Genomic DNA, 25,263 nt, shown 5'->3' on the forward strand with positions numbered 1-25,263 from the left:
TGTATGCAATGGTGGTCCGGGCTTGTTCTGATTATGGTGTTATTTCTCCAGGGGTGTACCCCTGATGACCCGCCGAAAGAAAAAATTGCGTATGTGGGCGCTAATCTGCTGGGGTATAACCATGTGGCGGGGACCAATATTAACTGGTTCTCAGTGAACGGGCAGCGGGGACGGACGGGCGGCTTTACCTGCTGTGTGATGTTGCCGGAAAAATGGCAGTCCAATATGAAGGTTGACGTGCAGTGGGAGGTTGACCCTGACCCTTTTCCTCAAAATATACCATCTATGGGAACGGAACAATTTAATTACTTTATGGAAAAACATGAGGCTGGATATCGCCAATACAGAACAACAACCACTATCCCTGAATACGATGATTCCTGCGGGTTGCAGGTACACTTTTTACCCTGTCAACAGGTCAAAGTGACGGCGACCTGTTACGGCATTAATCACCCTGACCACCCTGTTAAAGATCCCTTTGACCAACCGGAGCCTGCGCAATGTCCTCAATAATTATTCCTCCCCAAAAAGGCCAGGTTTCGGAACGAGGTGACCCGTGTTGGGTTCCGCCGGTGTTTCCTGCACAGGGCAGATTAGTGTTAACGCAGGAACAACTCATTGAAAACATCAAAAAAAATAACAAAAGAAGAAACACGGCATCGCCATGATTCCCGGAGAGGAAACAAAAATCCTTGCTGTAAAAGCCTGCATGTGAGCTTGTTTTTTGATGGTACCAATAATAATGAGCCCAATGATACCGGCAGTACGCCCCCGCACCCGACGAATATCGCTAAGCTGTACCATGCCAGTGCACCGGAAAATAGTAAGGCAAATGAAAATGGTTTCTATGCTTATTATATTCCCGGCGTAGGTACACCGTTCCCTCAAATCGGGACGTATGATTATTATTCTGCCGGGTTACAGTTTGCGGTTGGTGGCGAAGACAGAATTAACTGGGGATTAGTACAACTGTGTAACACGCTGCATCATACCGTTTCCGACCGTTTTATCGGTAACGGCATGATGAAAAATGCGGTTGCAATGATGAATTCATCTGAACCGTCCCGGCTGCGATCCCGCAATTTTGCCATTATGGCAGCAACCAGCCCCACTAATTTCAACCGGGAAAAAGTGAATCAGGCGTATTTAGAGGCAGTTGATCCGGAGAATAATCAGCACGCCGCCCGTTTACGTGCGATAGAAATGTTACTGAATCCTGTTCGTGAAAAGGTGACCAATGCACAATGCAAAATTGTCGCGATGAAGTTATTTGTATACGGATTTTCCCGTGGAGCTGCCGAAGCAAGGGCGTTTGTCAGTTGGCTGAATGATATTTTAGCCTCCGGGATATCAGGGTTTCCGGCGGGAACACTATTGGGTATTAAGGTATCGGTCGAGTTTTTGGGGCTGTTTGATACCGTACCTGCCGTGGGTATCGCCAATGTTATCCCCGGATTCACAGGTCATAATGGCTGGGCGGGGCAAACACAGCCCTTGCCTGAGTCAGGGTTAATTAAAAAATGTTGTCATTTTGTGGCATCGCATGAGCAGCGGCAGTCATTCTCACTGGATTCGGTACGAACAGCGGAAGGGCACTATTTGCCCGGTACACTTGAGGTGGTTTATCCCGGGATGCATTCTGATGTCGGGGGCGGTTATCCGGCAGGCGATCAGGGAAAATCACGGGATGACGCCGGGGATTTATTATCGCAGATTACGTTGCACGATATGTATGCGGCGGCGATTGAAGCGGGGGCGCCGTTATCTGTGCATCCTGAGTTTTTTAGAAAACTACATCTTGATCATCAGCAGCGGTACTCATTCAGGGAAATGAATGCTGTAACATTAAAGGAATTCGGTTTTTCCTCAAGATTAGTTTCTACCTTTAACAATTGGCAATTAACCACAGCCATAATGGATAACCAGCAGGAATCAGATACGCCGCTTTATTCACCGTTTCGTTATGAATCAGCCTGTTTAGAACAGGTAATGGAAGACCAGCTGACTTGGATGACGGGCTGGCGTATCGCCCGCTTTTCTTCCCCTGAGTCATCAGATATGCATATCTCAGCGCAGCCTTTTTTCAAGCACGCACCTCAGAACCCTGCAATTCAGGCACAACCGTATGAGCCTGAATACGGCCGGCAGGCACAGCGTGCATTATCGGAAGAGTGGTCACTTTTAGCCTGTCAGGCAAAACTGACTGAAAAAGCCCGCAAAGCAGAAATGGATAAACACAGTGAGGATAAAGACTGGTTTCCGGCTGGTGATTTGATTGGTGCGCCTTTATTTGATGCCAACAATGCCCGGGGTCAGCTTTGGGAAGCCGCGTCGGAGTTTGCCGCTGATTATGAACGACGGCAGCGCCCTGAACCATTATTATTTAAGCCTGAACCCCGGAAAAGAACCCAACCGGTCGATCCCGTAACATGTACGGTAAATGTGAATACAGACAGTAATTTCCCCGGTAGCATCAGTCGTCTTGCATTGATATTACAAATTATTGATCCACTTTTATCACGTACGGCTTATTTTTATACTTATCAAAATGAAGCATTTGAGTATTTGAAATTTAAAGATAAAGGACGTTTAACGTTTGAGCAATATTTTGAACCGTATCTCAACCCTGAAATAACCCCCGGCTTCCCGAAACGGATAAAGGATACTAATACCGCATTGCTGATTAATTTATTTGATAACTATATTCATGATTCACGGGCGTGGTTTATGCACTCTGAAAGTGGTGTGAGAGAACCGTTTGGTGGGTATTTCCTCTCCAGAATGATTTATTTCGGGAATAAATGGAATAAAGCGGTGCAATTACATTTTGATGGTAGTGTTCTGGGTGTAGAGCAACGATTGCAGGATATGGCGGTATTTGCGCATCATCCGACATACGGTGTAAAAGTGTATCACCGGATGACAGGACAAGAAATTCCTGTTGATGAAAGTCAGTTGCCTGCATCAACACATGAATTTATCACTCAATTAAAACCATTAGTCGCGCAACGAAAGCAGGACAGAGTAACGGAGATATATGCAAACCTGCGGGCGATTGTGGATGGAACTCATTTTGTTGCATAAAAAGCAAAGCGCTAAGGCTCTCAGCACCTGAAAATAATATCCGCAGTTTGCAAAGTTAACAAAGGCGCATCTGATGACAACAGAGATAATTACCGGCGGCTGTTTATGCGGGAATATTCGTTACCGCGCGCAGCATCCGCGTGATCCGCATACCTGCTCTTGTACTATGTGCCGCAAACATACCGGCGCATTGACAGCGCTGTGGGTGGAGTTTGACAGCAAAAATGTCACATGGGATGGCGAGGGCGGTATGCCGTCACTGTTCCGCTCATCAGAAAGTACCTGCCGGGCATTTTGTCCGCAGTGCGGCAGCTCAGTGGGGGCGGTGGATGATGCGCCGGTGATTGCGTTGCTGGTCGGGGGTTTTGATAATCCGGGACGTGATTATTGCATCCCGGAATACCATTCTTTTACGGATGAGTTGCCTGAGTGGGCAGCTCATCCGCAGGATCATGACGCGGACTGACTGCGGGCTTTCACCGGTTTGTGTTGTGGTGGATGCATAAAGAATGTGACCGCCAGAATAGCGATCACCGGCAGCGCTACCACCAGGAATGCCGGAGTAAAGCTGCCGCTGTAATCTTTGATGGTACCGGCGAAGAACGGCGCGAGACAGGCAAAGGTTGAAATCAGATTCACCACAGAGAACAGTTCCAGGTAAGGTCCGCGCCCGAAATAGTTCGCCAGCAGCACACTGGAGGCGAGAAATGTCATCCCGTAGCCAATCCCGACTAAAATCGTAAACAGAATAAGCAGCGGCCAACTGGTGGCGATACTTAGTGTCAGCACGCCAAGGGTGATGGTTGCCAGGCTGATAATCAGCAGTTTTTTCGGCTCCAGCCACTCGCCGATAGCGCCGCCTGCCAGGCGGGAGAAGGCATTAATAAAGGCCATGGTACTCAGCAGTGTGGCGGCAATCGTTTCACTGAATCCGTTATCCGTAATATGCGGGACGGCAAAGCTGTTCACTGTAAATCCACACCATAAAAATGCAGTGTACGATGCGGCTATCACATAAAACTGCCATGTGCGCAGTGCCTGGCGCGCAGTCCAGCGATCACGGCTGCGGTAGATGCGGGAACTTTGTTTCTTTTGCTGCCACATGACGGCGCGGGCGTGTGTAACTTCCCGGCGTCCTTCACGCAGCACTAACAGTGTAATCACCGTCATCACAGTCAGTGTAAGGGCGGCGATCAGCCAGTGAATACGCCAGGAGCCGAATACATTGACAGCAAGAAAGTAGATCCACGGACCAACCACACCGCCCAGCCCGCCGAGGGTAAAATAGAACCCGAATGCAAGTGACTGACGGCTGAACAGCCGTGAAATAACATAAGTGCCCGGCACCGTTGCCATAAAGGTAAAGCCAATCCCGAGAAAGGCGGTGCCGACAAAATAGCGCTGAATAGTTTCGGTGGTATACAGACTGTAAAACCCGGCAAGAAACAGCAGCAGCCCGGTAAACAGGGTAACTTTAACATTGGTTTTACGGATGCAGAGTGTCGGCAGAAAACTGGATAACCCGCAGGTCAGTCCGAGCAGGGTGAAACCAAAACCGGCATCAGTCCAGCTCCAGTGCAGCTCTCTGAGCATTCCCGGCAATACTACACCTAACGAGGTAAAGGTGGTGGCGGTAGCCAGAAAATAGACTAACCCCAGCAGGGTGAGTATGGTCCACTGATAAACAGTGCCTAAGCGGCGGTCTCGCGAAAACATCCCGGCTCCGGAAAAGGCGTAAAAAGCAAAATGCCCGGCTGAGAGCCGGGCAGCAGAAGAGCGCTATTGTCGCCGGAAGCGGTACAGACTACCAGCTTAATTTTGCTTTTGCCCAGCGGACAGCCGACTGATATTCCTTTGGCAATTGCTGCGCCAGCCCGTCAAGATTTGCGTTAAGCAGCGCGGGGTCAGGATGCGTCAGATTAATGTGTCCCACTTTACGCGCAGGGCGTACCTCTTTGTCATACCAGTGAATATGTGCCAGAGGCTGCGCCAGCCACTGTGTATTAAATTCAGTCCCGATAATATTGACCATGACAGCGGGAGCGCTGACCACAGGCTGTGGCAGGGGTAAATCCAGAATGGCGCGCAGATGCAATTCAAACTGGCTGACAGATGCGCCGTTCTGTGTCCAGTGTCCGCTGTTATGCACGCGCGGTGCGAGTTCATTGATAAGTAACCCGTCACCGACGATAAAGCACTCCATCGCCATCACACCGGTATAATCCAGCTCTGCCAGGATCGCGCCCAGCATCTGCTCCGCCTGTAACTGCAACGGATGCTGACTTTCCGGATACGCGACACTCATGCGCAGAATACCGTCTTCATGAAGATTATGGGTCAGCGGGTAGAACACGCAGTCGCCGTGCCGGTTACGGGCGCCAATCAGCGAAACTTCACCGGAAAAGGCAATGCCTTTTTCAACAATGCAGTCGCCGTAAATCTCTGCCGGTAGTGCTGTTTCATCACCCGGACGCACACGCCACTGGCCGCGACCGTCATAACCGCCGGTGCGGCGTTTGACTATCACAAAATCCCCTAGACGGCTGAAAATACCCGGCCATTCATCCGGTGATGTCAGCGGCTGCCACGGTGAGGTGGCTAACTGTAAATCATCCATTAACTGTTTTTGCGGCAGGCGGTCAGCCAGGCGCGGAAAAATATCCCGGTTAATAAAGGCGGGGTGTTGCTCCAGCACTTTTGTCAGAGCAGTCTGCGGCCAGCGTTCTATTTCGGCGGTGATCACACTGTGCTGATACGGCACGGCTTCCGGCTCGGCATCCAATCCCACAGGATAAACCGCAATACCCAGCGGCTCGCCCGCCTGGCGCAGCATACGGCCTAACTGTCCGTTTCCCAGAACACAAACCGGCGTCATCAGCAGATCTCCCGTGGATCAGGATGGCTGAGAACCTCTTCGGTCTGTGCCGCGCGCCAGTCAGTCAGGCGGGTCAGCAGCGAGGCATCATGCAGTGCCAGAATTTGGGCGGCAAGCAGGGCGGCGTTTCCGGCACCGGCTTTGCCGATAGCGAGGGTACCGACCGGGATACCTTTCGGCATCTGAACAATGGAATAGAGGCTATCGATGCCGCTGAGTGCAGCACTCTGAACCGGCACACCCAGCACAGGAACCAGCGTTTTGGCTGCCAGCATGCCCGGCAGATGTGCGGCACCACCGGCACCGGCGATAATCACATCAAAGCCGTTTTGTTTAGCGGTTTCAGCAAAGGAAAACAGTTTGTCAGGTGTGCGGTGCGCGGACACAATCTCCACATGATAGGGCAGTTGCAGGCTGTCGAGGATTTCTGCGGCGTGCTCCATGGTGCTCCAGTCACTTTTGGATCCCATTACAATGGCAATTTTAGCGGCTGGTGAGTGTTGCTGTGAAGAAGTGGCATTCATGTTTTCAGTGCTCCTGTACATCCCGCGTCACAAAGATTGGCTGACTTCCGGCGTATTGGCCGGTTAAGAAGACGGGCATAATATCACGGTAAATCGCAGAGGAAAACGTTTGCGTCAGTGATTTAATGCAATTTCAGGCGGTAATGTATCAGAACGGGAAGAAGATCAGCGAGATGTCATCCGGGGTAATTTTAAATGCAGAGCCCTGAGAATGCCAGGCACCGAGAACGCCACGTAAGTGTGTTTCTCCGTCAATAAGGATGTTATGAACTGCCGGGCGGTGAGTATGACCGTGGATCATCCATTGCGTTTTGTATTGACGGAAGGTGTCAATTACCGCGCTCTGATTCACATCCATTATCGCTTGCGTTTTCTGCTGATTGGCAGACTGACTGCCTGCGCGCATTTTTTTTGCGATTTTCAGCCGGACTGACAGCGGCAGCCACAAAAACAGGCGCTGGATCCATTTTGTATGAACACGTTTGCGGTAGTGCTGGTAATCGATATCATCGGTACAGAGTGTATCACCGTGCAGGATCAGAATACGCTGGCCTTCGGCTTCAATTATCTGCGTTTGCGGCAGTAACGTCATACCACACTGTTTCGCGTAACGCGCTCCCAGCAGGAAATCACGGTTGCCGTGAATAAAAAAAGATCTTCACGCCGTGCTCACTGAGTGCTTTCAGCGCATCAGCGACAGTTTTATGCAGCGGGGCGGGGTCATCATCACCAATCCAGTAATCAAAAAAAATCACCCAGAATATAGAGCTGTGATGCGTGAACGGCCTGCTCTTGTATGAAACGAAGGAAGCCGGCGGTGATCGCCGGCTCCTGCTCGTTTAAATGCAAATCTGCAATAACAAGCGTGGTCATGCTTATTTGGAAACAGTTACGCTTTCGATGATAACATCTTCACGCGGAACGTCCTGGTGCATACCGCTGTTACCGGTTTTAACCACTTTGATTTTATTAACAACATCCATGCCTTCAACGACTTCTGCGAATACGCAGTAGCCCCAGCCGCTTGGTGTTTTTGAACGGAAGTCAGGTAATCGTTATCTGCCACATTAATGAAAAACTGTGCAGTTGCTGAATGCGGGTCACCGGTACGGGCCATTGCCAGGGTACCCAGGGTGTTTTTCAGACCGTTGTCTGCTTCGTTATCAATGTGAGCCAGTGTTGGTTTCTGCTTCAGACCCGGTTCAAAACCGCCGCCCTGGATCATGAAATCATTAATTACACGATGGAAAATAGTGTTGTTGTAGAAACCATCAGTGCAATAGGCGAGGAAGTTTTTGACCGTTTCTGGTGCTTCTTCCGCGAAGGTTTTAATGACGATGTCACCATGATTTGTATGAAAAGTTACCATAATAAATTCCTGCTAATATTTTAAAGGCGGTTATATACCCGACATCATTCAGGCAGGGAGCGGGCTGAGTGCAGCCGGGGAACCTGCTGTCTGAATGAATGAGGCTATAGGCCGTTTTTATCTCACGGGGGTGTTATATCACACTCACAAATGATCGTCAGTATTTGTTATAATCAACGGGTTTTGCAGGGTCTTTCTTGCATTTACAGGGTATTCGCGTTTCAATAACCTATGTTGCTCTGCGCTGATATCCCGTCGCATACCAGATAAAATAAGCGTTTAATTATCAATTAATTAACAGAACTCACCTTCAACACGTACAGACTCTTAATGGAATAGCCTTATGCTGAAAATTTATAACACGTTATCAAGACAAAAAGAGGAATTTAAGCCCATTAACCCGGGTTCCATCGGGATGTACGTGTGTGGTATCACTGTTTATGACCTGTGTCATATCGGACACGGGCGGACATTTGTTGCGTTTGACGCCATCGTGCGTTACCTGCGCTACGCAGGTTATAAGGTTAATTACATCCGTAATGTCACGGATGTGGATGACAAAATCATCAAACGTGCAAATGAGAATAATGAAACCTGCGACCAGTTGGTTGATCGCATGGTCGTGGAAATGCACCGTGATTTTGACGCGATGAACCTGCTGCGCCCGGATTCTGAGCCGCGCGCAACGCATCATATAAAAGAGATTATTGAGATAACACAGTTGCTGCTGGCGCGCAATCACGCCTATGTGGCGGATAACGGCGACGTGATGTTTGATATCAGCAGTGACCCGGAATATGGTCTGCTTTCCCGTCAGGATCTGGAGCAGCTTCAGGCAGGTGCCCGCGTTGAAGTGGCAGATGTAAAACGCAATCCGATGGATTTTGTGCTGTGGAAAATGTCCAAACCGGGTGAGCCTTCCTGGGAATCACCATGGGGCGCGGGGCGTCCTGGCTGGCATATTGAATGTTCTGCGATGAACAGCAAACAGCTGGGAAATCATTTTGATATTCACGGCGGCGGCTCTGACCTGATGTTCCCGCACCATGAAAACGAAATTGCTCAGTCCACCTGTGCGCATGACGGTCCGTATGTGAATTACTGGATGCACTCCGGCATGGTGATGGTTGACAGAGAAAAGATGTCAAAATCACTCAATAACTTTTTTACCATCCGTGATGTGCTGGGATATTACGACCCGGAAACCGTGCGTTACTTCCTGTTATCTGCCCATTACCGCAGTCAGCTCAACTATACGGAAGAGAACCTGAAACAGGCGCGTACTGCTCTGGAGCGCTTTTATACCGCACTGCGCGGCACAGATAAAAACGCGGCGGTGATTGTGAATAATGAGTTTGAAACCCGTTTTCGTGAAGCGATGGATGATGATTTCAATTCGCCTGAAGCCTATTCCGTATTATTTGATATGGCGCGTGAGCTGAATCGTCTGAAACAGGAAGATATGGCGGCGGCAAATGGTCTGGCAGCGCAACTCCGTCAGTTGGCGGGTGTTCTCGGACTGCTGACACAAGACCCGGAGCAATTCCTGCAAAGCGGTGCGCAGACGGAAAGTGATGAAGATGTGGCAAAAATTGAAGCACTGATTAAGCGGCGCCTTGATGCCCGCGCATCAAAAGAGTGGGCGCTGGCAGATGAAGCGCGTGATGCATTAACAGAGATGAATATCGTGCTGGAAGATGGTCCGCAGGGTACGACCTGGCGGCGCAAATAGTTATATACCCTTATTCATTCAAACTGCAGGTTCGTTGGCTGCACTCAGATAGCCGGGTCACATACTAATGTATGCTCCCCGTCTATCTTCCCTTGCCGCCTGCCTGCATCTTGAATGACGTTGGGTATACGCTACTAATAATTGATAATATTCTCACTGAGAAGCCCTGCGTTATTTACCGCCGGGCTTTTTTTATTGTGTTTTATTTCTACAGCATGGGCATAACAGTGGGTTATCAGCTATTCTGTTACAGTATTTGGTTTATCTTGTGATGTTTTGTCGTATTTTTATATTAATAAATAAAGGAAGCACTGATGAGTAAAAATATATTAGCCCTGCTGGTGGTTTCTGTCTGTGCATTTGGTGCAGTGACCGCATCCGCTGCCGGGCTTTCAGATAATATGAAAACCCTGAACGCAAATTTGCAGGTCGTTGAAAAAACGGATGACGCAGCGGAGCTGAAAAATGCCCTGTCACAGATGCGTACCGCCGCATTGAGTGCCAAAGAAGAAACACCTGCCAAATTAAAAGGTAAAGCCGCGGACAGCGCAGAAATGAAAGATTATCATCATGGTTATGATGTGCTGGTCGGACAAATTGACGATGCGCTGAAACTGACCGAAGAAGGTAAAATTCCGCAGGCGAAAGCGATGGCTGAACAATTTAAAGCCACCCGTGGTGAGTATCACAAAAAATACCGCTGACGGATAACGCAGTGAATTACAAATAAAGAGGGGAGCCGGAACGCTCCCCTCTTTAATAATCAGTGCCGCTTGCGGGGCATCATGCGCAGCAGCGTATTATCTTTCCAGAAATAGTGATGCGCCAGGGCGGCGGCGGCATGCAGGCCGATAATGAAATAACCGGTATTAGCGATAATTTCATGAATATTCTGTATTTCATACGCGCGGTCTTCATCCGGTGTTGCGGATACCGGCATGGGGATACCGAATAATGACCAATCATAACCGTTCAGGTATTTAATACTGAAACCGAGCACCGGTAAGAGAATAAATACCACAAATATGACCAGATGTGCCAGATGGGATAATCCGGTTATCATCGGTGAGGGCTTGGGTATAATGGCAGGCGCAGGGTATTTTATTCTGACTGCCAGCCGGACAATCATTAATATACCGACCAGTATGCCGCTGCTGTAATGCAGCATGGATAAAATACTTCTCAGCGGTTCGTCCGCTGTATCCCGTAACAGAGCGCTGGTATAAACAAGAATCACAAGCAGGAAAATAAACCAGTGCAGGGCTATTTGTACAGGTGCAAATTTTTTGGTTGTCATTTTTCGTGACTCTTTTATACAGATAACGGATAATTTAATGAATAAGGGTATACCCAACGTCATTCAGGATGCAGGCAGGCGGCAAGGGAAGTCAGACGGGGAGCATACATAAGTATGTGACCCGGCGGGCTTCATGTCGCCAACGAACCTGCAGTTTGAATGAATAAGGGTATATATGTCGGATAAAAAAAACCAGAGACAATGCTCTGGTTTATTCGCAGACAGATATTATTCAGCCACTTTTACCTGTTGTCCGGCAAATTCAACGGTTTTTCCTGCTATGATTTTACAGCGTTTACGGGTTTCGGTTTCGCCGTCGACTGTTACCTGACCATCGGCAATAAACTGTTTTGCTGCCGCACCACTGTCAGCCCAGCCCTGAATTTTGAGTAAATCACATAATTCAACGTGCGGGTGCCCTTCGAGATTAAAAATAGCCATGGTTATTCGTCCTTATCGTGAAATTCTTCACAAGCCTGTAATGTGTTCTGAATGAGTGTGGCGACGGTCATCGGGCCTACACCGCCCGGTACCGGGGTTATCCATTCTGCGCGCTCGGCGGCGTCGGCAAAATTAACATCGCCCACCACTTTGCCGTTCTCGAGGCGGTTAATCCCGACATCGATCACGATAGCGCCGGGTTTTATCCACTCGCCGGGAATAAAGCCCGGTTTACCAACAGCCACGATCAGCAGATCCGCATGCTCAACATGATGGCGCAGATCTTTGGTGAAACGGTGGGTGACGGTTGTGGTGCAACCTGCCAGCAGAAGCTCCAGACTCATCGGACGCCCGACAATATTGGATGCGCCGACAATCACGGCATTCAGCCCGAAGGTGTTGATATTACAGCGTTCCAGCAGCGTTACAATACCACGTGGTGTGCAGGGGCGCAGATTTGGCGCGCGCTGGCACAGACGCCCGATATTATACGGATGAAAGCCATCAACATCTTTATCCGGATGGATGCGCTCAATTACTTTGACATTATCAATACCGGCGGGTAACGGAAGCTGAACCAGGATCCCGTCAATGGTCTTATCATTATTTAATTCATCAATAAGATGAAGGAGTGTGGCTTCGCTGGTGGTATCGGGCAGGTCATAAGAGCGTGAGATAAATCCGACTTCTTCACAGGAGCGGCGCTTGCTGGCGACATAAATCTGAGACGCGGGGTTCTCGCCGACTAAAATAACGGCGAGTCCGGGAGCCCGTTTTCCCTTAGCCAGACGTTGCTTAACTTTGGCGGCAATTTCTGTCCGGATGGTCTGCGCAATCGTTTTCCCGTCTATAATTTTTGCTGACATTGTGTGAAAATCCATAAAACAGATAAAAGTATGGGCGCTATTCTGTCAGAACATTTCCACTCTGTCAGTCACGTTTTGTTATGGTTGCGCTGATTACCACCGAAACAGCGGCTTTTTTTTGATTGACTCACCGCATTTGAGACGTATAATCCATGTCGCTTCAATCAGTTAACCCACTGTTTTTCTTCAGTGCGCCCTTAGCTCAGTTGGATAGAGCAACGGCCTTCTAAGCCGTAGGTCACAGGTTCGAATCCTGTAGGGCGTACCATTCTCAAGTATTTCCAAGTCTACTACAGTCTCCTAAATCCCCACAAAATCAGCATTCAGCGATATTTATAGTATCTCATGGTCTACCCTCGTCTATTGAAATCTACATGCATAAGGGGGGCATAATTGGGGGTATGCCCACGTTCAATGAAAATCGGCGCCCCTGTAATCCCCACATGAAGCTGACAGCCAGATACATCCAAGCCTAAAGAGAAATCATATAAACTTTCTGATGGCGGGGGCATGTATTTAGAAATCGCACCAAATGGTTTGTAGAGGTCAGAAAAAAATGGTCTAAGATCACGGAATTTCGTATATTCACATTAAAAGTTAGGCAGAGTAATTTTTAATGTGAATATCCACTAATAATTGAATGGATACCCATTATATGAATATTTCAACTATCCTTATAATACACACCTATTTTTATATTTAAGGAGATAAAACGTGATGTTTTTTCAGATTATTGCTGGGTTAATAGGCTCAACGTTGTTACCGCTATTTTTTTTATTTTGTAAAAGATAAAGTTAGTCAACAAGATAAAATTTTAGAGCAACCAACATCAAGTGAGTTTACAAATTTTGTTAATGAGGAACGAGTCAGAAGGCAAATACATTCGATTACTGGAGTTAGTTCAAGTGTGGCACAATCTATAGTTGTCAGTATTTTAAAAAAATCGAGATATGAAGTACCGGCTGTAGATTTTTTTTAAACCAGTGAACAGTTTCTTGTCTGTTACTCAAACAGATAATCGGCTGTCAATAGATCATATCAAAGTGGAAAAAAATCGCAGGAATGTAAAGCTATTATCATTGGCAATTATAATTATTGCTATATTGTTATCAGTCGCAATTGCAATGAAATCATGGATAGGGATTTTTGTTTTTTCTTTATATTTAGCGTTTCTTTTGGCTGCATGTCTGGCAATATCTCCTCCATCTGATGAAATTATTTCAGTGAAAGAAAATATAATAAAAAAAATTTTATAGTGAGTCTAATGAATAAAAAAAACATAGATATTTTATGTATGTATCAGAATGTATCGCTACTTTGTGCGTGAGTGCAAACCAGTGCTCAATGTGTGAATTATAGCAAAACGGGTTATAACAAAACTTAGAGGTGATTTGTACGCAGTTTGAATGTACAAAAATGTCTAAGTAGCTGCGTCAAATAATAGAGAACCCGGAGGGAACTCTGTCCTGATTGTGCAATCTGATCAATCACCAAACCAACCAAAATCACTAACCAGACTGAGCGATGACAATAATAGCACCAATACTTCGTAATGAACGACGGTTGATGCAAAAAATGGTTCAGCGAACCCGTGATAAGTACCACGTCCGTAGGCTGGCTGCTATGCTGATGTTACACCGTGGATACAGTGTCAGCATAGTTGTTGCCCCCTCTGAAAAATCAATCTGAGGGCGCGGAGTGACACATGAAACGTATTTCATCTGAACGAAAAATAGCAGCGCTGGCAAAATTACTGCAGCCTTACAATATGACAGTTGCCGTAGTTGCACAAATGGAAGGAATATCCGAAGCTATCCTGTATAACTGGCGAAATAAGGCTAAATCAGAGGGGAAACTTGTGCCCGGTGCAGACAAAAACACAGAACAGTGGCTGGCGGAATTGGAGGAATACTGCCGTAAAAAAAAGGTTTTATCCGGAACAGCTTGTTCAGCGTAAACAGGGTTCCCAGTAAATCTCGGCTCTTGGTGACAAAGTGTCGCTCAAATAAAGTCTGTTTCAGGATAGCGATAATCTGACTGTCAGTAAAATGTGATTTTTTTTATGTGAATTCCCCTATGTATATTACGAGAAAATTTTATTTGTAAATTCTCTGGTTTTACGGGGATGAACCTTAGCCATTCTGATAACACTCCACCTTATTTTATTCACATAATAATAAATAAAATCATCATATTATGGTATTTTTATCACTAATAAAAAAAACAATAGAATTAACAAGACAATCGGTCTATATTATTGAGACTGACCGGAGAGATGCTGAGTGATGAATACATTAACCACAAAACCGAAACGCGGAAGACCGCCGAAGAATTATGATGCGGGCGCTGATATTAAACGACTGCTTATCCGCAGTGGTGTGGAAATGTTTACTGAAAAAGGTTATATGACCTCGGATATCAACGGGATACTGAAGAAGGTCGGTGTGCCGAAAGGATCTTTTTACTATTATTTTGAGAGTAAAGAGCAATTTGGCCTTGAGATCATGCGCAGTTATGACAACTATTTTTCGCATCTGCTGGACAAATGCCTGTGCGACTCAGGGCTGCCGCCCCTGGCGCGGATTGAAAAATTTTATCAGTCGGCAAAAGCCGGTATGGAAAAGTATCACTGGCTGCGCGGCTGTTTAGTCGGCAACCTGGGGCAGGAAGTGGCGAGTTTGCCAGACGGATACGGTGAGATACTCAATACCATTATTAGCGGATGGCAGAAGAAAGTGGAAACCTGTCTGCTGGAGGCTCAGGCTCTGAATACTATTCCGTCAGGTACTGATTGCCGGTTGATGGCGGCTTTTTTCTGGATGGGGTGGGAAGGCGCGGTTATGCGGGCAAAACTCACGCGAAACAGTGATCCGCTGGATATGTTTATGTCTGTTTTTATGAATAAAATGCTTATACCCAACGTCATTCAAGATACAGGAAGGCGGCAAAGGAAGACAGGCGGGGAGCATACATCAGTATGTGACCCGGCTGACTGAGTGCAGCCAACGCACCTGTAGTTTGAATGAATAAGGGTATAAATAGCGGCACTTTTAATACTATCAGTACGGCTGTTACAGAATAATTTATTAAGTTTCTTTGTTGTGAATGCAGCAGAGATCATTTAATAAATTTTTTTTACAATTAACCAGACGCCTGGTCTATATTCCCAAAAGGATAACATGATGTTTAATTGCATTCTGATTGAAAATACTGACGGATATACCGCAAAAATGGCTCAGATGGATGAGTCGCAACTGCCGGAGCACAATGTAACGGTGCAGATTGATTATTCCACCCTGAATTATAAGGATGGTCTTGCCATTACCGGTAAAGGTCCGGTTGTGCGTAGTTTTCCGATGATCCCGGGGATAGATTTTGCCGGAACAGTGACAGAAAGCAGCTCAGAGCACTATAAAGTGGGTGATAAAGTCATTCTCAACGGCTGGAGTGTCGGCGAAAAATACTGGGGTGGGCTTTCTCAGGTAGCGAAAGTGAAAGACACCTGGCTGACCCGGTTACCGGCAGGGCTGACAACCAAACAGGCGATGATGATTGGTACCGCAGGTTACACAGCAATGCTGGCGGTTCATGCTCTTCTTAAACAAGGGATTACCAAAGAGTCCGGCAAAGTGCTGGTCACCGGCGCCAGCGGTGGTGTGGGCAGCTTTGCGGTATCATTACTGGCAAAACTCGGTTTTGATGTGATTGCATCCACTGGCCGTACACTGGATACCGCCTATCTGATTGATACGCTGGGCGCTAAAGAGATTATGGATCGCAGTGAGTTATCCGCTCCGGGTAAACCACTGACAAAAGAAAGATGGGCAGCCGCGATTGATTGTGTGGGCAGCCATACACTCGCAGGTGTTTGTGCGGGTACCCAATACGGCGGGGTTGTCGCAGCCTGTGGTCTGGCTCAGGGAATGGATTTTAACGGCACAGTTGCACCTTTCATTCTCAGAGGGGTGAGTTTAATCGGGATCGACAGTGTTATGTGTCCTCATGTAGTGAGACAAGCGGCGTGGGATCGTCTGGCCGAGTTGGCGGATATGAGTGTTCTGGCTGAAATCAGCCATGTCATTTCGTTAGAGGAAGCGATTCCGGCAGCACAGCGTTTGCTGGATGGTAAAATTCGTGGACGGGTTGTGGTTGATGTTAATAATTAACTGATATAAAAGAAGTCCTTCGGGAATCCTTCCCGAGGACTTCTTGCTTACTAAGTTAGCACTATTACGTGCTCTTACATATTACTAACTATATTTCATTAGTGAAAGGTGTATTGATAGGTTATTTTTCATTTGTAATTATAATACGAGTAAAATAATACAAGTGAAAATAATACTGCTGATTGTTATATCTTTGGTGAATATAAAACGGGTTATAATAAACGAGATACAGTATGTGAATGTCCCTTATCATCAATGACTATTGCTTCCACAATGATTTTCCCTGAGCTTCCGGTCGGCAGGGAGGTGATGGTATAGGTTTTTTCCCCGAAAGGCGCGACCATCATATTTTTCCTTTGTATCTTTTTTAACTGAAGGAATGGTCAGGTGATTAAAATATACTTTCACTATCATTAGGTAATTGATTACAGGTGAAAGTTTGTTTTACATTTTACGTGTTATATCCTCAGTGGCATTCAAGATACAAGCTTACCTGCGCTAATGAACCCGGAAAATCATCTTAAAATCAAGCACTGTTAAATTTTTTAGCGATACTCCCGTATTTACGGTATCTTATTAATTATGATACGTAAAAGTCATATTTTTTGTTATCAATTAAGATGTAGATGTTAGTATTTATAAAAATGATTTTTTAACTGAGAATGACCTTATGGGGATAAGTGAATGCAAATGATGCAGGCAGGGAATACAGTCAAACTGAAATCAGTGATTAAATTGGTTGTTATTGCGGCAATCCTTTTTATCGCGGGGATCACCGGTTTTAATTCGTATACGATTGTGCAGGATGGTTCGGTAAAAGTGGGTACATTTTTAGGGAAGGTCAATCCGGTTGCGTATGATGCCGGGCTGCATTTCCCGATAAACCCGTTTATGGTGTTTGATACTTACTCCACAAAAGATATCCGCGTGTCACTGAAAGAGTTGCGTGTGCCCTCGCAGGATAAATTAAAATCCATTGTTGATATTACCGTTATGCTGCAGTTTGATGGCGCAAAAGCACCAATACTGCGGATTAATGGCGGGACGGAAAGTGAAGCGCTGGATAAATATGTCCGCCAGAAACTGATCTCCACTATTCTCGAGTTCGGAAAAGATGTGGCGAATGCACAGGATTTATACACTGCGGATACTCAGCGTAAATTACAGGAATCTATCCGTGATGCAATACAGGGTTACGCCTCACCTTATGGTTATACGATTAAAGAAATTATGATCCAGGATATTACGTTACCGGAAGTTGTTCAGGAGCAGGTGGTAAATACCAAGATGCGTCAGGAACAAATAAATCAGGCGAAAGCAGAAGCAGAGAAAGAGCGTGAATTAGCACAGAAAAAAAGTGGTTGTCGCAGAAGCTGAGCGTGAATCGTCAGAGCAGCAGGCGATAGCCCGTGAACGAAATGCACAGGCCAGCTCATTTGCTATGCGTCAGGAAGCCGATGCAAGATTATATGCCGCTCAGAAAGAAGCGGAAGGTAATGCCATATTACAACGTACTATTACCCGTGAAATGATCAGTTGGAAGCAACTGGAGATTGAGCAGGTAAAAGCGCACAAATATAAAGGTGAAGTCCCTAATATTGTTGTTGGTGCCGATTATGACGGAAAAATGATCATGGATATGCGCAGCCAGCAGTAAAAAAAATAATAAAAAAAAGTAATACCCGTTACGAAACCGCTATGTACTCTGTGCATAGCGGTTTTTCTGTTTTAGCTTTAGAAAAAAGTCATTTTTACATGAAATAGTCACGGAATGTAAGTATGGGTGTGTGTCGGGTAGCAAGCAGGCATTTTATTTATTTAGTCAGTCTGAAAATGAGTATTGTATATTAATTTTTTTTAATTTATTGGCTTCTGATAATAGTAGTCACCATTAGAGTTTATTCTAAATCTGTAAATATTATTTCCGTGGCATGTTTTTATAAAACATCGGTTATATTATGATTTTCATATAAGAAATATCTTGGGTATTTACACGTAAAAATAAGTATCTGCATTCATATCAGCATCATTATCTGATTGGGTGGCAGCTTGTGGTTTATTAATTCAATCATGAATTCCTAATGAGTATGTTTGTTTTTTTTTGTTATTTTATAATAAATGATGTTAATTATGTGGCAGGGTTTATTATTGAAGCTGAACATCGTATATTCACCAATCAGCAGTTCATCAAACGGAAATATGCTAATCCTGACTTAATTGTTTTATCTTTATTCCCCGCATATCTATTTTTACACATTTAATGTAAAACGCGTATGTAACTATTATTCCCTTACTAAGTAAGGCTATCTTTAAATAATCATAATATGTTCATCAGGATTGATGATTCCGTTATTTCATAAGTAACGGGCGTTCATTTTATTATCTCTGTTTTCAAAAATATCATAAAGCCGGGTAATTTTACTTGTCTGTGAGAAATATAAAAGTTTTCAGGAGCTTAAGCTATGTCTATTGTTATCGGAATAGTTGACAAAATAAGTCGTATTGCAAAATTCACATCAACAACAAAAAAAAGGCAATACACTGTTTTTACATGCACAAGAAGGCATGGATTATGTTGTTGTCGACAAACAAACAGGTTTCGCACCAAAGAAAATTATCGCGATACGTGATGGTAATAACCTGAAATTATTTGTTGAGGGTGAGAGTGACCCCTCTGTTATTATTGAAGATTATTATTTATATCCGGCACAGGTTATCGGACAGACAGCTGACGGCTCTGTTCATAATTATGTTCCGTTATCAGCCTCAGAGCAGGAACAGGTCGGCAGCCTTGAGGATCACCAGGCTGCGGTACAGGTACTCAGCAGTGAACAACAAGCACCGATTACCTGGGAAACGAATGATACTGACTGGGGACTGATCACATTAATCGCTTACGGGCTAACCGTGGCCGGCGCAATGGCACTGATGATTACTCACGGCGGTGGTGGCGACGATAAAAAAAGAAGTCACTGTCGTAAATACCAAAGCCCTTATTGATGATGTTCAGGATTCACAAGAGCCACAGACAGGCAGTGTTAAGCGTGGTGAAAGTACAAATGATGAAACACCGACATTGCTGGGTCACCTTAATAAGTCATTGGCATCGGGCGAGTCTGTCATTATTTATCGTGATGGCGTGAAAATTGGGACGGCAAAAACTAACGGTAAAGACTGGACATTTGAAGATGTTACCGGTGGTTTAATCACTGACAGGACATACACCTATACTGCACGGGTTGAGCACAGTGACGGCACCAAAGGCGCCACTTCTGACGGATATGACATTATTTTTGATAATAGTGCGCCGACGCAGGGCGTCACTATCACGGATGTGGCGGATGATGTTGCACCGGTCACCGGCAGTGTGGCAAATAATGGTTATACCAATGATACCGACCCCGTCATCACCGGGACACTGACTCATGCCACAGAAAAAGGTGAATATGTTGTTGTTCTGCGCAACGGTGTGGCTGTCGGCAAGGCATTAGTCACAGGTACAACCTGGACATTCGCTGACACCGGTCTGGCTGACGGTGAAACCTATGTGTATACCGCATTGGTAAAAGATGCCGCGGGTAACACTGGCGCTATTTCAAAAGGTTATACAATTCATATTGATACCACGGCACCGGATCATCTGGTTTCAATTGATGGCGTATACGATGATGTGGCTCCGGGAATCGGTATTATCGGAAATAATGGTGTGACCAATGACACCACACCAGAACTGCGCGGACAGATTGATAAAGCACTGGCAGACAATGAAACACTGGTTATTTACCGCGACGGTAAAAAAATCGGTGACGCGGTTGTTGAAGGGACGTCATGGCATTACACCGACTCAGGGCTTGCAAATAACACGCAATACAAGTACACCGCGCAGGTAGAAGACCTGGCCGGTAACACGGGTCCCGGCTCAAACGATTACAGTATCAATATCAATTTCACCGGTCCGTCTCAGTTAGTTGCGATTACCGCAGTGACTGATGATGTGGATCCGGTCACCGGCAATGTGGCGCATAAAGGTCACACGAATGATACTAAACCGGATGTCAGCGGCACGTTGAGTGCGGCGCTGAATAACGGTGAGGTGGTTGTGGTTTACCGTGACGGCATAAAAGCCGGCGAGGCAACCGTGACCGGTAATACCTGGACGTATCATGAAAATCTTGCACTGAGTGACGGCAAACATACCTATACCGCCTATGTGGAAGATGCTGCTCACAATCTCGGAGCGGCGTCCAACAGCTATGAAATCACCGTTGATACAGTTGCGCCGGATCAGACTATCACTCTGACTGAAATCACTGATAACAAAGACCCCGTCACCGGAAAAATTCCGCAGGGCGGCGAAACCAACGATGATACCCCGACTCTGCACGGTAAACTCAGCAGTGAATTAAGTGCGGGCGAAGTTGTTGTTATTTATCGTAACGGCACAAAAGTGGGTATTGCCGATACTGACGGCACACAATGGTCATTTGAAGATGCCGGGCTGGCAAGTGGTTCAAAATACAATTATTACGCACAGGTGGAAGACCTGGCGGGTAATATCAGCCAGCCGTCAAACGATTACAATATTACTCTGAACACTAATGGTGCATCACAAAGTACACACATTCTGAGCATTATGGATGATCAGGACCCGGTTACCGGCAATGTACTGAACGGCGGCTATACGAACGATATCACGCCGACACTGACCGGCTCTGTGACCGCAGAGCTCTCCGGGTCTGAAAAACTGATTATTTACCGTAACGGGACAGAAGCCGGACAGGCAATCGTGAAAGGGACTTCATGGACATTCACGGATACGCTGGATAACAGTGATGGTCACTATATTTATACGGCGGCGGTAAAAGATGCGGCCGGTAATCAGGGCGCGATGTCGAATGATTACAGTATCAATGTTGATGTTACCGCACCAACCCAGACGGCCGTTATCACTCATATTATTGATGATGAGGGTGCATGGCAGGGGAACGTTGCTAAAGATGGTATAACAGATGATAAAACACCGACGGTCGTCGGTACTCTGGATGCTGCACTGGATAAAACTGAAATGCTGGCGGTTTACCGTAACGGTAAACTGGTTGGTACCGCCGTCGTTCACAATAAAGAGTGGGCATTTACTGACAGTCTGGCCAACGACGGCAGCTATGTTTATACCGCGCGTGTGGTTGATAAGGCGGGTAACGAAGGTCATTTATCCGGTGAATTTGGTATTACTGTGGACACAGGCTTCCCGTCCCAGCAGGTAACTATCACCGATATTCAGGATGATAAAGCACCACAAACCGGCAGCGTGGCAAATCATGGTTTCACTAATGATGATACCCCGACGCTGCACGGTAAACTGACCGGAGAGTTGCTCACCGGTCAGAACGTTGTTATTTTCCGTAACGGCGTTGAAGTGAATAAAGCGGTTGTTAACGGAACTGACTGGACGTTCAGTGATAGCGGTCTGACGGATGGTAATACGTATCTTTATACTGCGGTTGTCCGTAACGCTGCCGGTAATACCGGTAATATATCAGATGGTTATACCATTACGATGGATACCTCTGCACCAAATCAGAGCGTGCAAATCACCACCATTATGGACGATGTGGCGCCGCTGATTGGTGAGGTGAAAAACGGCGGCTACACCAATGACACCACCCCGCAGCTGCGGGGCACACTGAGTGCCGCACTGGGCAGCGGTGAGTACGTGGTGATGATGCGTGACGGCGTGATGATCGGCAAAGCGCAGGTGACCGGCACCGGCTGGACCTACGATGACGCGAACCTGACGGACGGCACCACCTACATCTACACCGCGCTGGTGCGCGATGCGGCGGGTAACAGCGGGGCGGTGTCCGGCAATTACACCATTAACATTGATACCACCGCACCGGACGCCCTTGTCACCATCAACACCGTGTACGATGACAAAGAGCCCGGCATCGGCGAAATCGGCAAAGGGGACACCACCAACGACACCACCCCGGAGCTGCGCGGCGACCTGAGCAAAACCCTGGCGGCGAACGAGACGCTGGTGATTTACCGTGACGGCCATAAAGTCGGTACGGCGGACGTGGACGGCACCCACTGGACCTATACGGACAGCGGGCTGGCGAACAACAGCCATTACACCTACACCGCACGGGTTGAAGATGCGGCGGGCAACCTCGGTAAAGATTCCGATAAATACGACATCCATGTGAAATTCGACGGTCCGTCCCAGACCGTGGCGATCACCGGGGTCAATGACGATGTGACACCGGTGACCGGCAATGTGGCGCACAAAGGGCACACCAATGATGCGCGCCCGGATGTCACCGGCACCCTGAATGAGGCCATCGGCGCGGGTGACGTGGTGGCGGTCTACCGTGACAAGGTGAAAGTGGGGGTGGCTATCGTTACCGGCACCACCTGGACCTTCAGTGAATCCTTGGATCTGGCGGACGGCAAACACGTTTACACCGCGTACGTGGAAGACGCGGCGCACAATCTCGGGGCGGCATCCAACAGCTACGAAATCAACGTCGATACCGTGGCGCCGGATCAGACCGTGACCCTGACCGAGATCCTGGATAACAAAGATCCGGTGACCGGGCCGGTCCAGAACGGCGGTTACACCAACGATGACACGCCGACCCTGCACGGCACCCTGAGCAGCGCCCTGACCAGCGGCGAAGTGCTGGTGATTTACCGTAACGGGGTGAAAATCGGCAAAGGGGTGATCAGTCAGGACGGTCTGGGCTGGAGCTACGAGGACTCCGGTCTGGCGAGCGGCTCGGACTACCGTTACTACGCGCAGGTGGAAGACCTGGCGGGTAACGTCAGTGACAAATCCAACGAACACGCGATCAAGCTCAACACCGACGGTGCCTCCCAGGGCACGCAGATCCTGAACATCCTTGATGATCAGGATCCGGTGCAGGGCAGTGTCGCCAGCGGCGGGCATACCAACGACACCACCCCGACCCTGACCGGCTCAGTCTCGGCGGCGCTGGCGGGCACGGAAGAAGTGATTATCTTCCGTAACGGCGCGGAAGTCGGCAAAGCGACCGTGACCGGCACGGCGTGGACCTATACTGACAAAGTGATCACCACGGACGGCGAATACACCTATACCGCCGCGGTACGCGATGCAACCGGTAATCAGGGTGCGGAATCCAATGCCTACCTGATTAACCTGGATACCACCGCTCCGTCGCAGCACGTGGTGATTGAGGGAATTACCGATGATATGGCGCCGTCTGTTGGTGAAATTGCCAACGGTGGCGTCACCAACGACAAAACTCCGACGCTCCACGGTTCACTTGATAATGAACTGTCTGCCACGGAGTTGGTTAAGATCTATCGTGACGGTAATTTTGTTGGGACGGCTAAAGTCACCGGTAAATCATGGAGTTATAATGATAAACTGAATAATGACGGCACGTATGTGTATACCGCGAAAGTAGTGGACAAGGCGGGTAACGAAGGTGTTGTTTCCGATAAATACGGTATAACGCTTGATACTGTGTTGCCGACACAACTGGTGACTATCACTGATATTCAGGATGATAAAGCGCCGCAGCTTGGCAGTGTGAAAAACGGCGGCTTCACCAACGATGATACGCCAACCCTGCACGGCACCCTGAACAGCAAGCTGGGTGCAGGTGAAACGGTGTCAATCTACCGTGGTGACAGCAAAGTCGGCACCGCAACTGTGGCGGCAGACGGGCTGAACTGGAGTTATACCGATAAAGGGCTGACCGACGGTACCACCTATATCTACACTGCCTATGCGGAAGATGCGGCGGGCAACCTCGGCAAGGTATCGGATAAATACACCATTACCATGGACACCACGCCACCGGCGCAACTGGTCGCTATCACCGATATTATCGATGATAAAGATCCGCAGACCGGCAGTGTGAAAAATGGCGGCTTCACCAACGATGATACGCCAACCCTGCACGGCACCCTGAACAGTAAACTGGGGGCGGGTGAAACGGTGTCAATCTACCGTGGTGACAGCAAAGTCGGTACCGCGACTGTGGCGGCAGACGGGCTGAGCTGGAGTTATACCGATAACGGGCTGACCGACGGTACCACCTATATCTACACCGCCTATGCGGAAGATGCGGCGGGTAACCTCGGCAAGGTATCGGATAAATACACCATTACCATGGACACCACGCCACCGGCGCAACTGGTCACTATCACCGATATTATTGATGATAAAGATCCGCAGACCGGCAGCGTGAAAAACGGCGGTTTCACCAATGATGATACCCCGACCCTGCACGGTACCCTGAACAGCAAGCTGGGTGCGGGTGAAACGGTGTCAATCTACCGTGGCGACAGCAAAGTCGGTACCGCGACCGTAGCGAAAGACGGACTGAGCTGGAGCTATACCGATAACGGGCTGACCGACGGCACCACCTACATCTATACCGCTTATGCGGAAGATGCGGCGGGCAACCTCGGCAAGGTATCCGATAAATACACCATTACCATGGACAGCACGCCACCGGGTCAGCTGGTCACTATCACCGATATTATTGATGATAAAGATCCGCAGACCGGCAGCGTGAAAAACGGCGGTTTCACCAATGATGATACCCCGACGCTGCACGGTACCCTGAACAGCAAGCTGGGTGCGGGTGAAACGGTGTCCATCTACCGTGGCGACAGCAAAGTCGGTACCGCGACCGTAGCGAAAGACGGACTGAGCTGGAGCTATACCGATAACGGGCTGACAGACGGTACCACCTACATCTACACCGCTTATGCGGAAGACGCTGCGGGCAACCTCGGCAAGGTATCCGATAAATACACCATTACCATGGACAGCACGCCACCGGGTCAGCTGGTCACTATCACCGATATTATTGATGATAAAGATCCGCAGACCGGCAGCGTGAAAAACG

The 25,263-nt window shown here is 47.7% G+C and carries 19 protein-coding genes, 1 tRNA gene and 4 pseudogenes; 15 read left to right on the forward strand and 9 right to left on the reverse strand.

The features are described 5' to 3' along the window. The 3 genes from AYY16_RS10195 to AYY16_RS10205 all read left to right on the forward strand — a co-directional run. Positions 1-513, forward strand: a 513-nt coding sequence (locus AYY16_RS10195) for a DUF3304 domain-containing protein (RefSeq protein ID WP_412778957.1), incomplete at its 5' end; no start/stop codon positions are given. 105 nt (positions 514-618) lie between these two features. Beyond that, entirely contained in the window at positions 619-3,084 is a 2,466-nt protein-coding gene (locus AYY16_RS10200; RefSeq protein ID WP_235846270.1) for a T6SS phospholipase effector Tle1-like catalytic domain-containing protein, read from the forward strand. Positions 3,085-3,157: 73 nt separating this feature from the next. Further along, positions 3,158-3,550 carry a GFA family protein gene (locus AYY16_RS10205; protein ID WP_067365879.1) on the forward strand — a complete coding sequence of 131 codons (393 nt, stop codon included), beginning with the start codon at positions 3,158-3,160 and terminating at the stop codon, positions 3,548-3,550. Here AYY16_RS10205 and AYY16_RS10210 read toward each other — a convergent pair. The 5 genes and pseudogenes from AYY16_RS10210 to ppiB all read right to left on the reverse strand — a co-directional run bounded on the left by AYY16_RS10210 (position 3,535) and on the right by ppiB (position 7,852). Continuing rightward, positions 3,535-4,800, reverse strand: coding sequence for an MFS transporter (locus AYY16_RS10210; RefSeq protein ID WP_067365881.1), 1,266 nt, complete (start codon positions 4,798-4,800; stop codon positions 3,535-3,537). The genes AYY16_RS10205 and AYY16_RS10210 overlap by 16 nt on opposite strands. Before the next feature lie 88 nt (positions 4,801-4,888). Then, on the reverse strand, positions 4,889-5,959 hold the full coding sequence (gene purK, locus AYY16_RS10215; protein WP_067365887.1) for a 5-(carboxyamino)imidazole ribonucleotide synthase: 1,071 nt from the start codon (positions 5,957-5,959) through the stop codon (positions 4,889-4,891). After that, positions 5,959-6,483, reverse strand: a complete 525-nt coding sequence (purE, locus tag AYY16_RS10220) for a 5-(carboxyamino)imidazole ribonucleotide mutase (protein WP_067365889.1) — start codon at positions 6,481-6,483, stop codon at positions 5,959-5,961. The genes purK and purE overlap by 1 nt, the downstream gene beginning before the upstream one ends. A gap of 148 nt (positions 6,484-6,631) precedes the next feature. Then, positions 6,632-7,356, reverse strand: a pseudogene (locus tag AYY16_RS10225) (UDP-2,3-diacylglucosamine diphosphatase). Positions 7,357-7,358: 2 nt separating this feature from the next. After that, positions 7,359-7,852: pseudogene (gene ppiB / locus AYY16_RS10230) on the reverse strand (peptidylprolyl isomerase B). 343 nt (positions 7,853-8,195) lie between these two features. Here ppiB and cysS point away from each other — a divergent pair. Beyond that, complete coding sequence (cysS, locus tag AYY16_RS10235; protein WP_067365895.1) at positions 8,196-9,584, forward strand: cysteine--tRNA ligase; 1,389 nt, start codon at positions 8,196-8,198, stop codon at positions 9,582-9,584. A gap of 314 nt (positions 9,585-9,898) precedes the next feature. Next, complete coding sequence (gene cybC / locus AYY16_RS10240; RefSeq protein ID WP_067365901.1) at positions 9,899-10,288, forward strand: cytochrome b562; 390 nt, start codon at positions 9,899-9,901, stop codon at positions 10,286-10,288. A 59-nt stretch (positions 10,289-10,347) separates the two neighbouring features. Here the strand turns inward: cybC and cybB are convergent, their stop codons facing one another. The 3 genes from cybB to folD all read right to left on the reverse strand — a co-directional run bounded on the left by cybB (position 10,348) and on the right by folD (position 12,188). Then, positions 10,348-10,881, reverse strand: coding sequence for a cytochrome b561 (cybB, locus tag AYY16_RS10245; RefSeq protein ID WP_067365920.1), 534 nt, complete (start codon positions 10,879-10,881; stop codon positions 10,348-10,350). 228 nt (positions 10,882-11,109) lie between these two features. Further along, positions 11,110-11,322: a ribosome-associated protein YbcJ gene (gene ybcJ, locus AYY16_RS10250; protein ID WP_067365904.1), complete on the reverse strand. Its 213-nt coding sequence runs from the start codon at positions 11,320-11,322 to the stop codon at positions 11,110-11,112. Positions 11,323-11,324: 2 nt separating this feature from the next. Beyond that, positions 11,325-12,188 carry a bifunctional methylenetetrahydrofolate dehydrogenase/methenyltetrahydrofolate cyclohydrolase FolD gene (gene folD, locus AYY16_RS10255; protein WP_067365923.1) on the reverse strand — a complete coding sequence of 288 codons (864 nt, stop codon included), beginning with the start codon at positions 12,186-12,188 and terminating at the stop codon, positions 11,325-11,327. A 191-nt stretch (positions 12,189-12,379) separates the two neighbouring features. On the opposite strand from folD, the gene AYY16_RS10260 reads away from it, so the two are divergent. The 6 genes and pseudogenes from AYY16_RS10260 to acuI all read left to right on the forward strand — a co-directional run bounded on the left by AYY16_RS10260 (position 12,380) and on the right by acuI (position 16,354). Beyond that, a tRNA-Arg gene (locus AYY16_RS10260) sits at positions 12,380-12,456 on the forward strand. A 185-nt stretch (positions 12,457-12,641) separates the two neighbouring features. Further along, a pseudogene (locus AYY16_RS21030) lies at positions 12,642-12,725 on the forward strand (Arm DNA-binding domain-containing protein); the annotation flags it as partial. A gap of 987 nt (positions 12,726-13,712) precedes the next feature. Further along, positions 13,713-13,850 (forward strand): annotated as a pseudogene (locus AYY16_RS21035) (IS630 family transposase); the annotation flags it as partial. A gap of 43 nt (positions 13,851-13,893) precedes the next feature. Continuing rightward, entirely contained in the window at positions 13,894-14,145 is a 252-nt protein-coding gene (locus AYY16_RS10265; protein WP_082970685.1) for a transposase, read from the forward strand. Between the two features lie 328 nt (positions 14,146-14,473). Beyond that, complete coding sequence (gene acuR, locus AYY16_RS10270; protein ID WP_082970686.1) at positions 14,474-15,184, forward strand: acrylate utilization transcriptional regulator AcuR; 711 nt, start codon at positions 14,474-14,476, stop codon at positions 15,182-15,184. Positions 15,185-15,370: 186 nt separating this feature from the next. After that, entirely contained in the window at positions 15,371-16,354 is a 984-nt protein-coding gene (gene acuI / locus AYY16_RS10275) for an acrylyl-CoA reductase (NADPH) (RefSeq protein ID WP_067365909.1), read from the forward strand. A 212-nt stretch (positions 16,355-16,566) separates the two neighbouring features. Here acuI and AYY16_RS21425 read toward each other — a convergent pair whose 3' ends face one another. Then, entirely contained in the window at positions 16,567-16,701 is a 135-nt protein-coding gene (locus AYY16_RS21425; protein ID WP_150385068.1) for a hypothetical protein, read from the reverse strand. A 337-nt stretch (positions 16,702-17,038) separates the two neighbouring features. Here AYY16_RS21425 and AYY16_RS10280 point away from each other — a divergent pair, with 337 nt between their 5' ends. The 4 genes from AYY16_RS10280 to AYY16_RS10295 all read left to right on the forward strand — a co-directional run. Beyond that, complete coding sequence (locus AYY16_RS10280) at positions 17,039-17,731, forward strand: SPFH domain-containing protein (protein ID WP_235846272.1); 693 nt, start codon at positions 17,039-17,041, stop codon at positions 17,729-17,731. Then, complete coding sequence (locus AYY16_RS21040; RefSeq protein WP_235846273.1) at positions 17,712-18,011, forward strand: hypothetical protein; 300 nt, start codon at positions 17,712-17,714, stop codon at positions 18,009-18,011. The genes AYY16_RS10280 and AYY16_RS21040 overlap by 20 nt, the downstream gene beginning before the upstream one ends. An 845-nt stretch (positions 18,012-18,856) precedes the next feature. Further along, positions 18,857-19,354 (forward strand): hypothetical protein, encoded by a 498-nt coding sequence (locus tag AYY16_RS10290; RefSeq protein WP_067365914.1) that lies wholly within the window; start codon positions 18,857-18,859, stop codon positions 19,352-19,354. Then, the coding region (locus AYY16_RS10295; RefSeq protein ID WP_208020735.1) for an Ig-like domain-containing protein at positions 19,302-25,263 on the forward strand (5,962 nt) is incomplete at its 3' end. The genes AYY16_RS10290 and AYY16_RS10295, both read left to right, overlap by 53 nt.

Origin of the sequence: Morganella psychrotolerans (assembly GCF_001676155.1) — a bacterium.
GTDB classification, from domain to species: Bacteria; Pseudomonadota; Gammaproteobacteria; order Enterobacterales; family Enterobacteriaceae; genus Morganella; species Morganella psychrotolerans.

Coding starts and splice junctions, on each gene's coding strand:
- folD (WP_067365923.1), bottom strand. CDS start 12,188: ATGTCAGCAAAAATTATAGACGGGAAAACGATTGCGCAGACCATCCGG.
- purE (WP_067365889.1), bottom strand. CDS start 6,483: ATGAATGCCACTTCTTCACAGCAACACTCACCAGCCGCTAAAATTGCC.
- AYY16_RS10265 (WP_082970685.1), top strand. CDS start 13,894: ATGAAACGTATTTCATCTGAACGAAAAATAGCAGCGCTGGCAAAATTA.
- AYY16_RS10280 (WP_235846272.1), top strand. CDS start 17,039: ATGCAAATGATGCAGGCAGGGAATACAGTCAAACTGAAATCAGTGATT.
- acuR (WP_082970686.1), top strand. CDS start 14,474: ATGAATACATTAACCACAAAACCGAAACGCGGAAGACCGCCGAAGAAT.
- cybC (WP_067365901.1), top strand. CDS start 9,899: ATGAGTAAAAATATATTAGCCCTGCTGGTGGTTTCTGTCTGTGCATTT.
- cysS (WP_067365895.1), top strand. CDS start 8,196: ATGCTGAAAATTTATAACACGTTATCAAGACAAAAAGAGGAATTTAAG.
- AYY16_RS21425 (WP_150385068.1), bottom strand. CDS start 16,701: ATGATGGTCGCGCCTTTCGGGGAAAAAACCTATACCATCACCTCCCTG.
- cybB (WP_067365920.1), bottom strand. CDS start 10,881: ATGACAACCAAAAAATTTGCACCTGTACAAATAGCCCTGCACTGGTTT.
- acuI (WP_067365909.1), top strand. CDS start 15,371: ATGTTTAATTGCATTCTGATTGAAAATACTGACGGATATACCGCAAAA.
- ybcJ (WP_067365904.1), bottom strand. CDS start 11,322: ATGGCTATTTTTAATCTCGAAGGGCACCCGCACGTTGAATTATGTGAT.
- AYY16_RS10205 (WP_067365879.1), top strand. CDS start 3,158: ATGACAACAGAGATAATTACCGGCGGCTGTTTATGCGGGAATATTCGT.
- AYY16_RS10210 (WP_067365881.1), bottom strand. CDS start 4,800: ATGTTTTCGCGAGACCGCCGCTTAGGCACTGTTTATCAGTGGACCATA.
- purK (WP_067365887.1), bottom strand. CDS start 5,959: ATGACGCCGGTTTGTGTTCTGGGAAACGGACAGTTAGGCCGTATGCTG.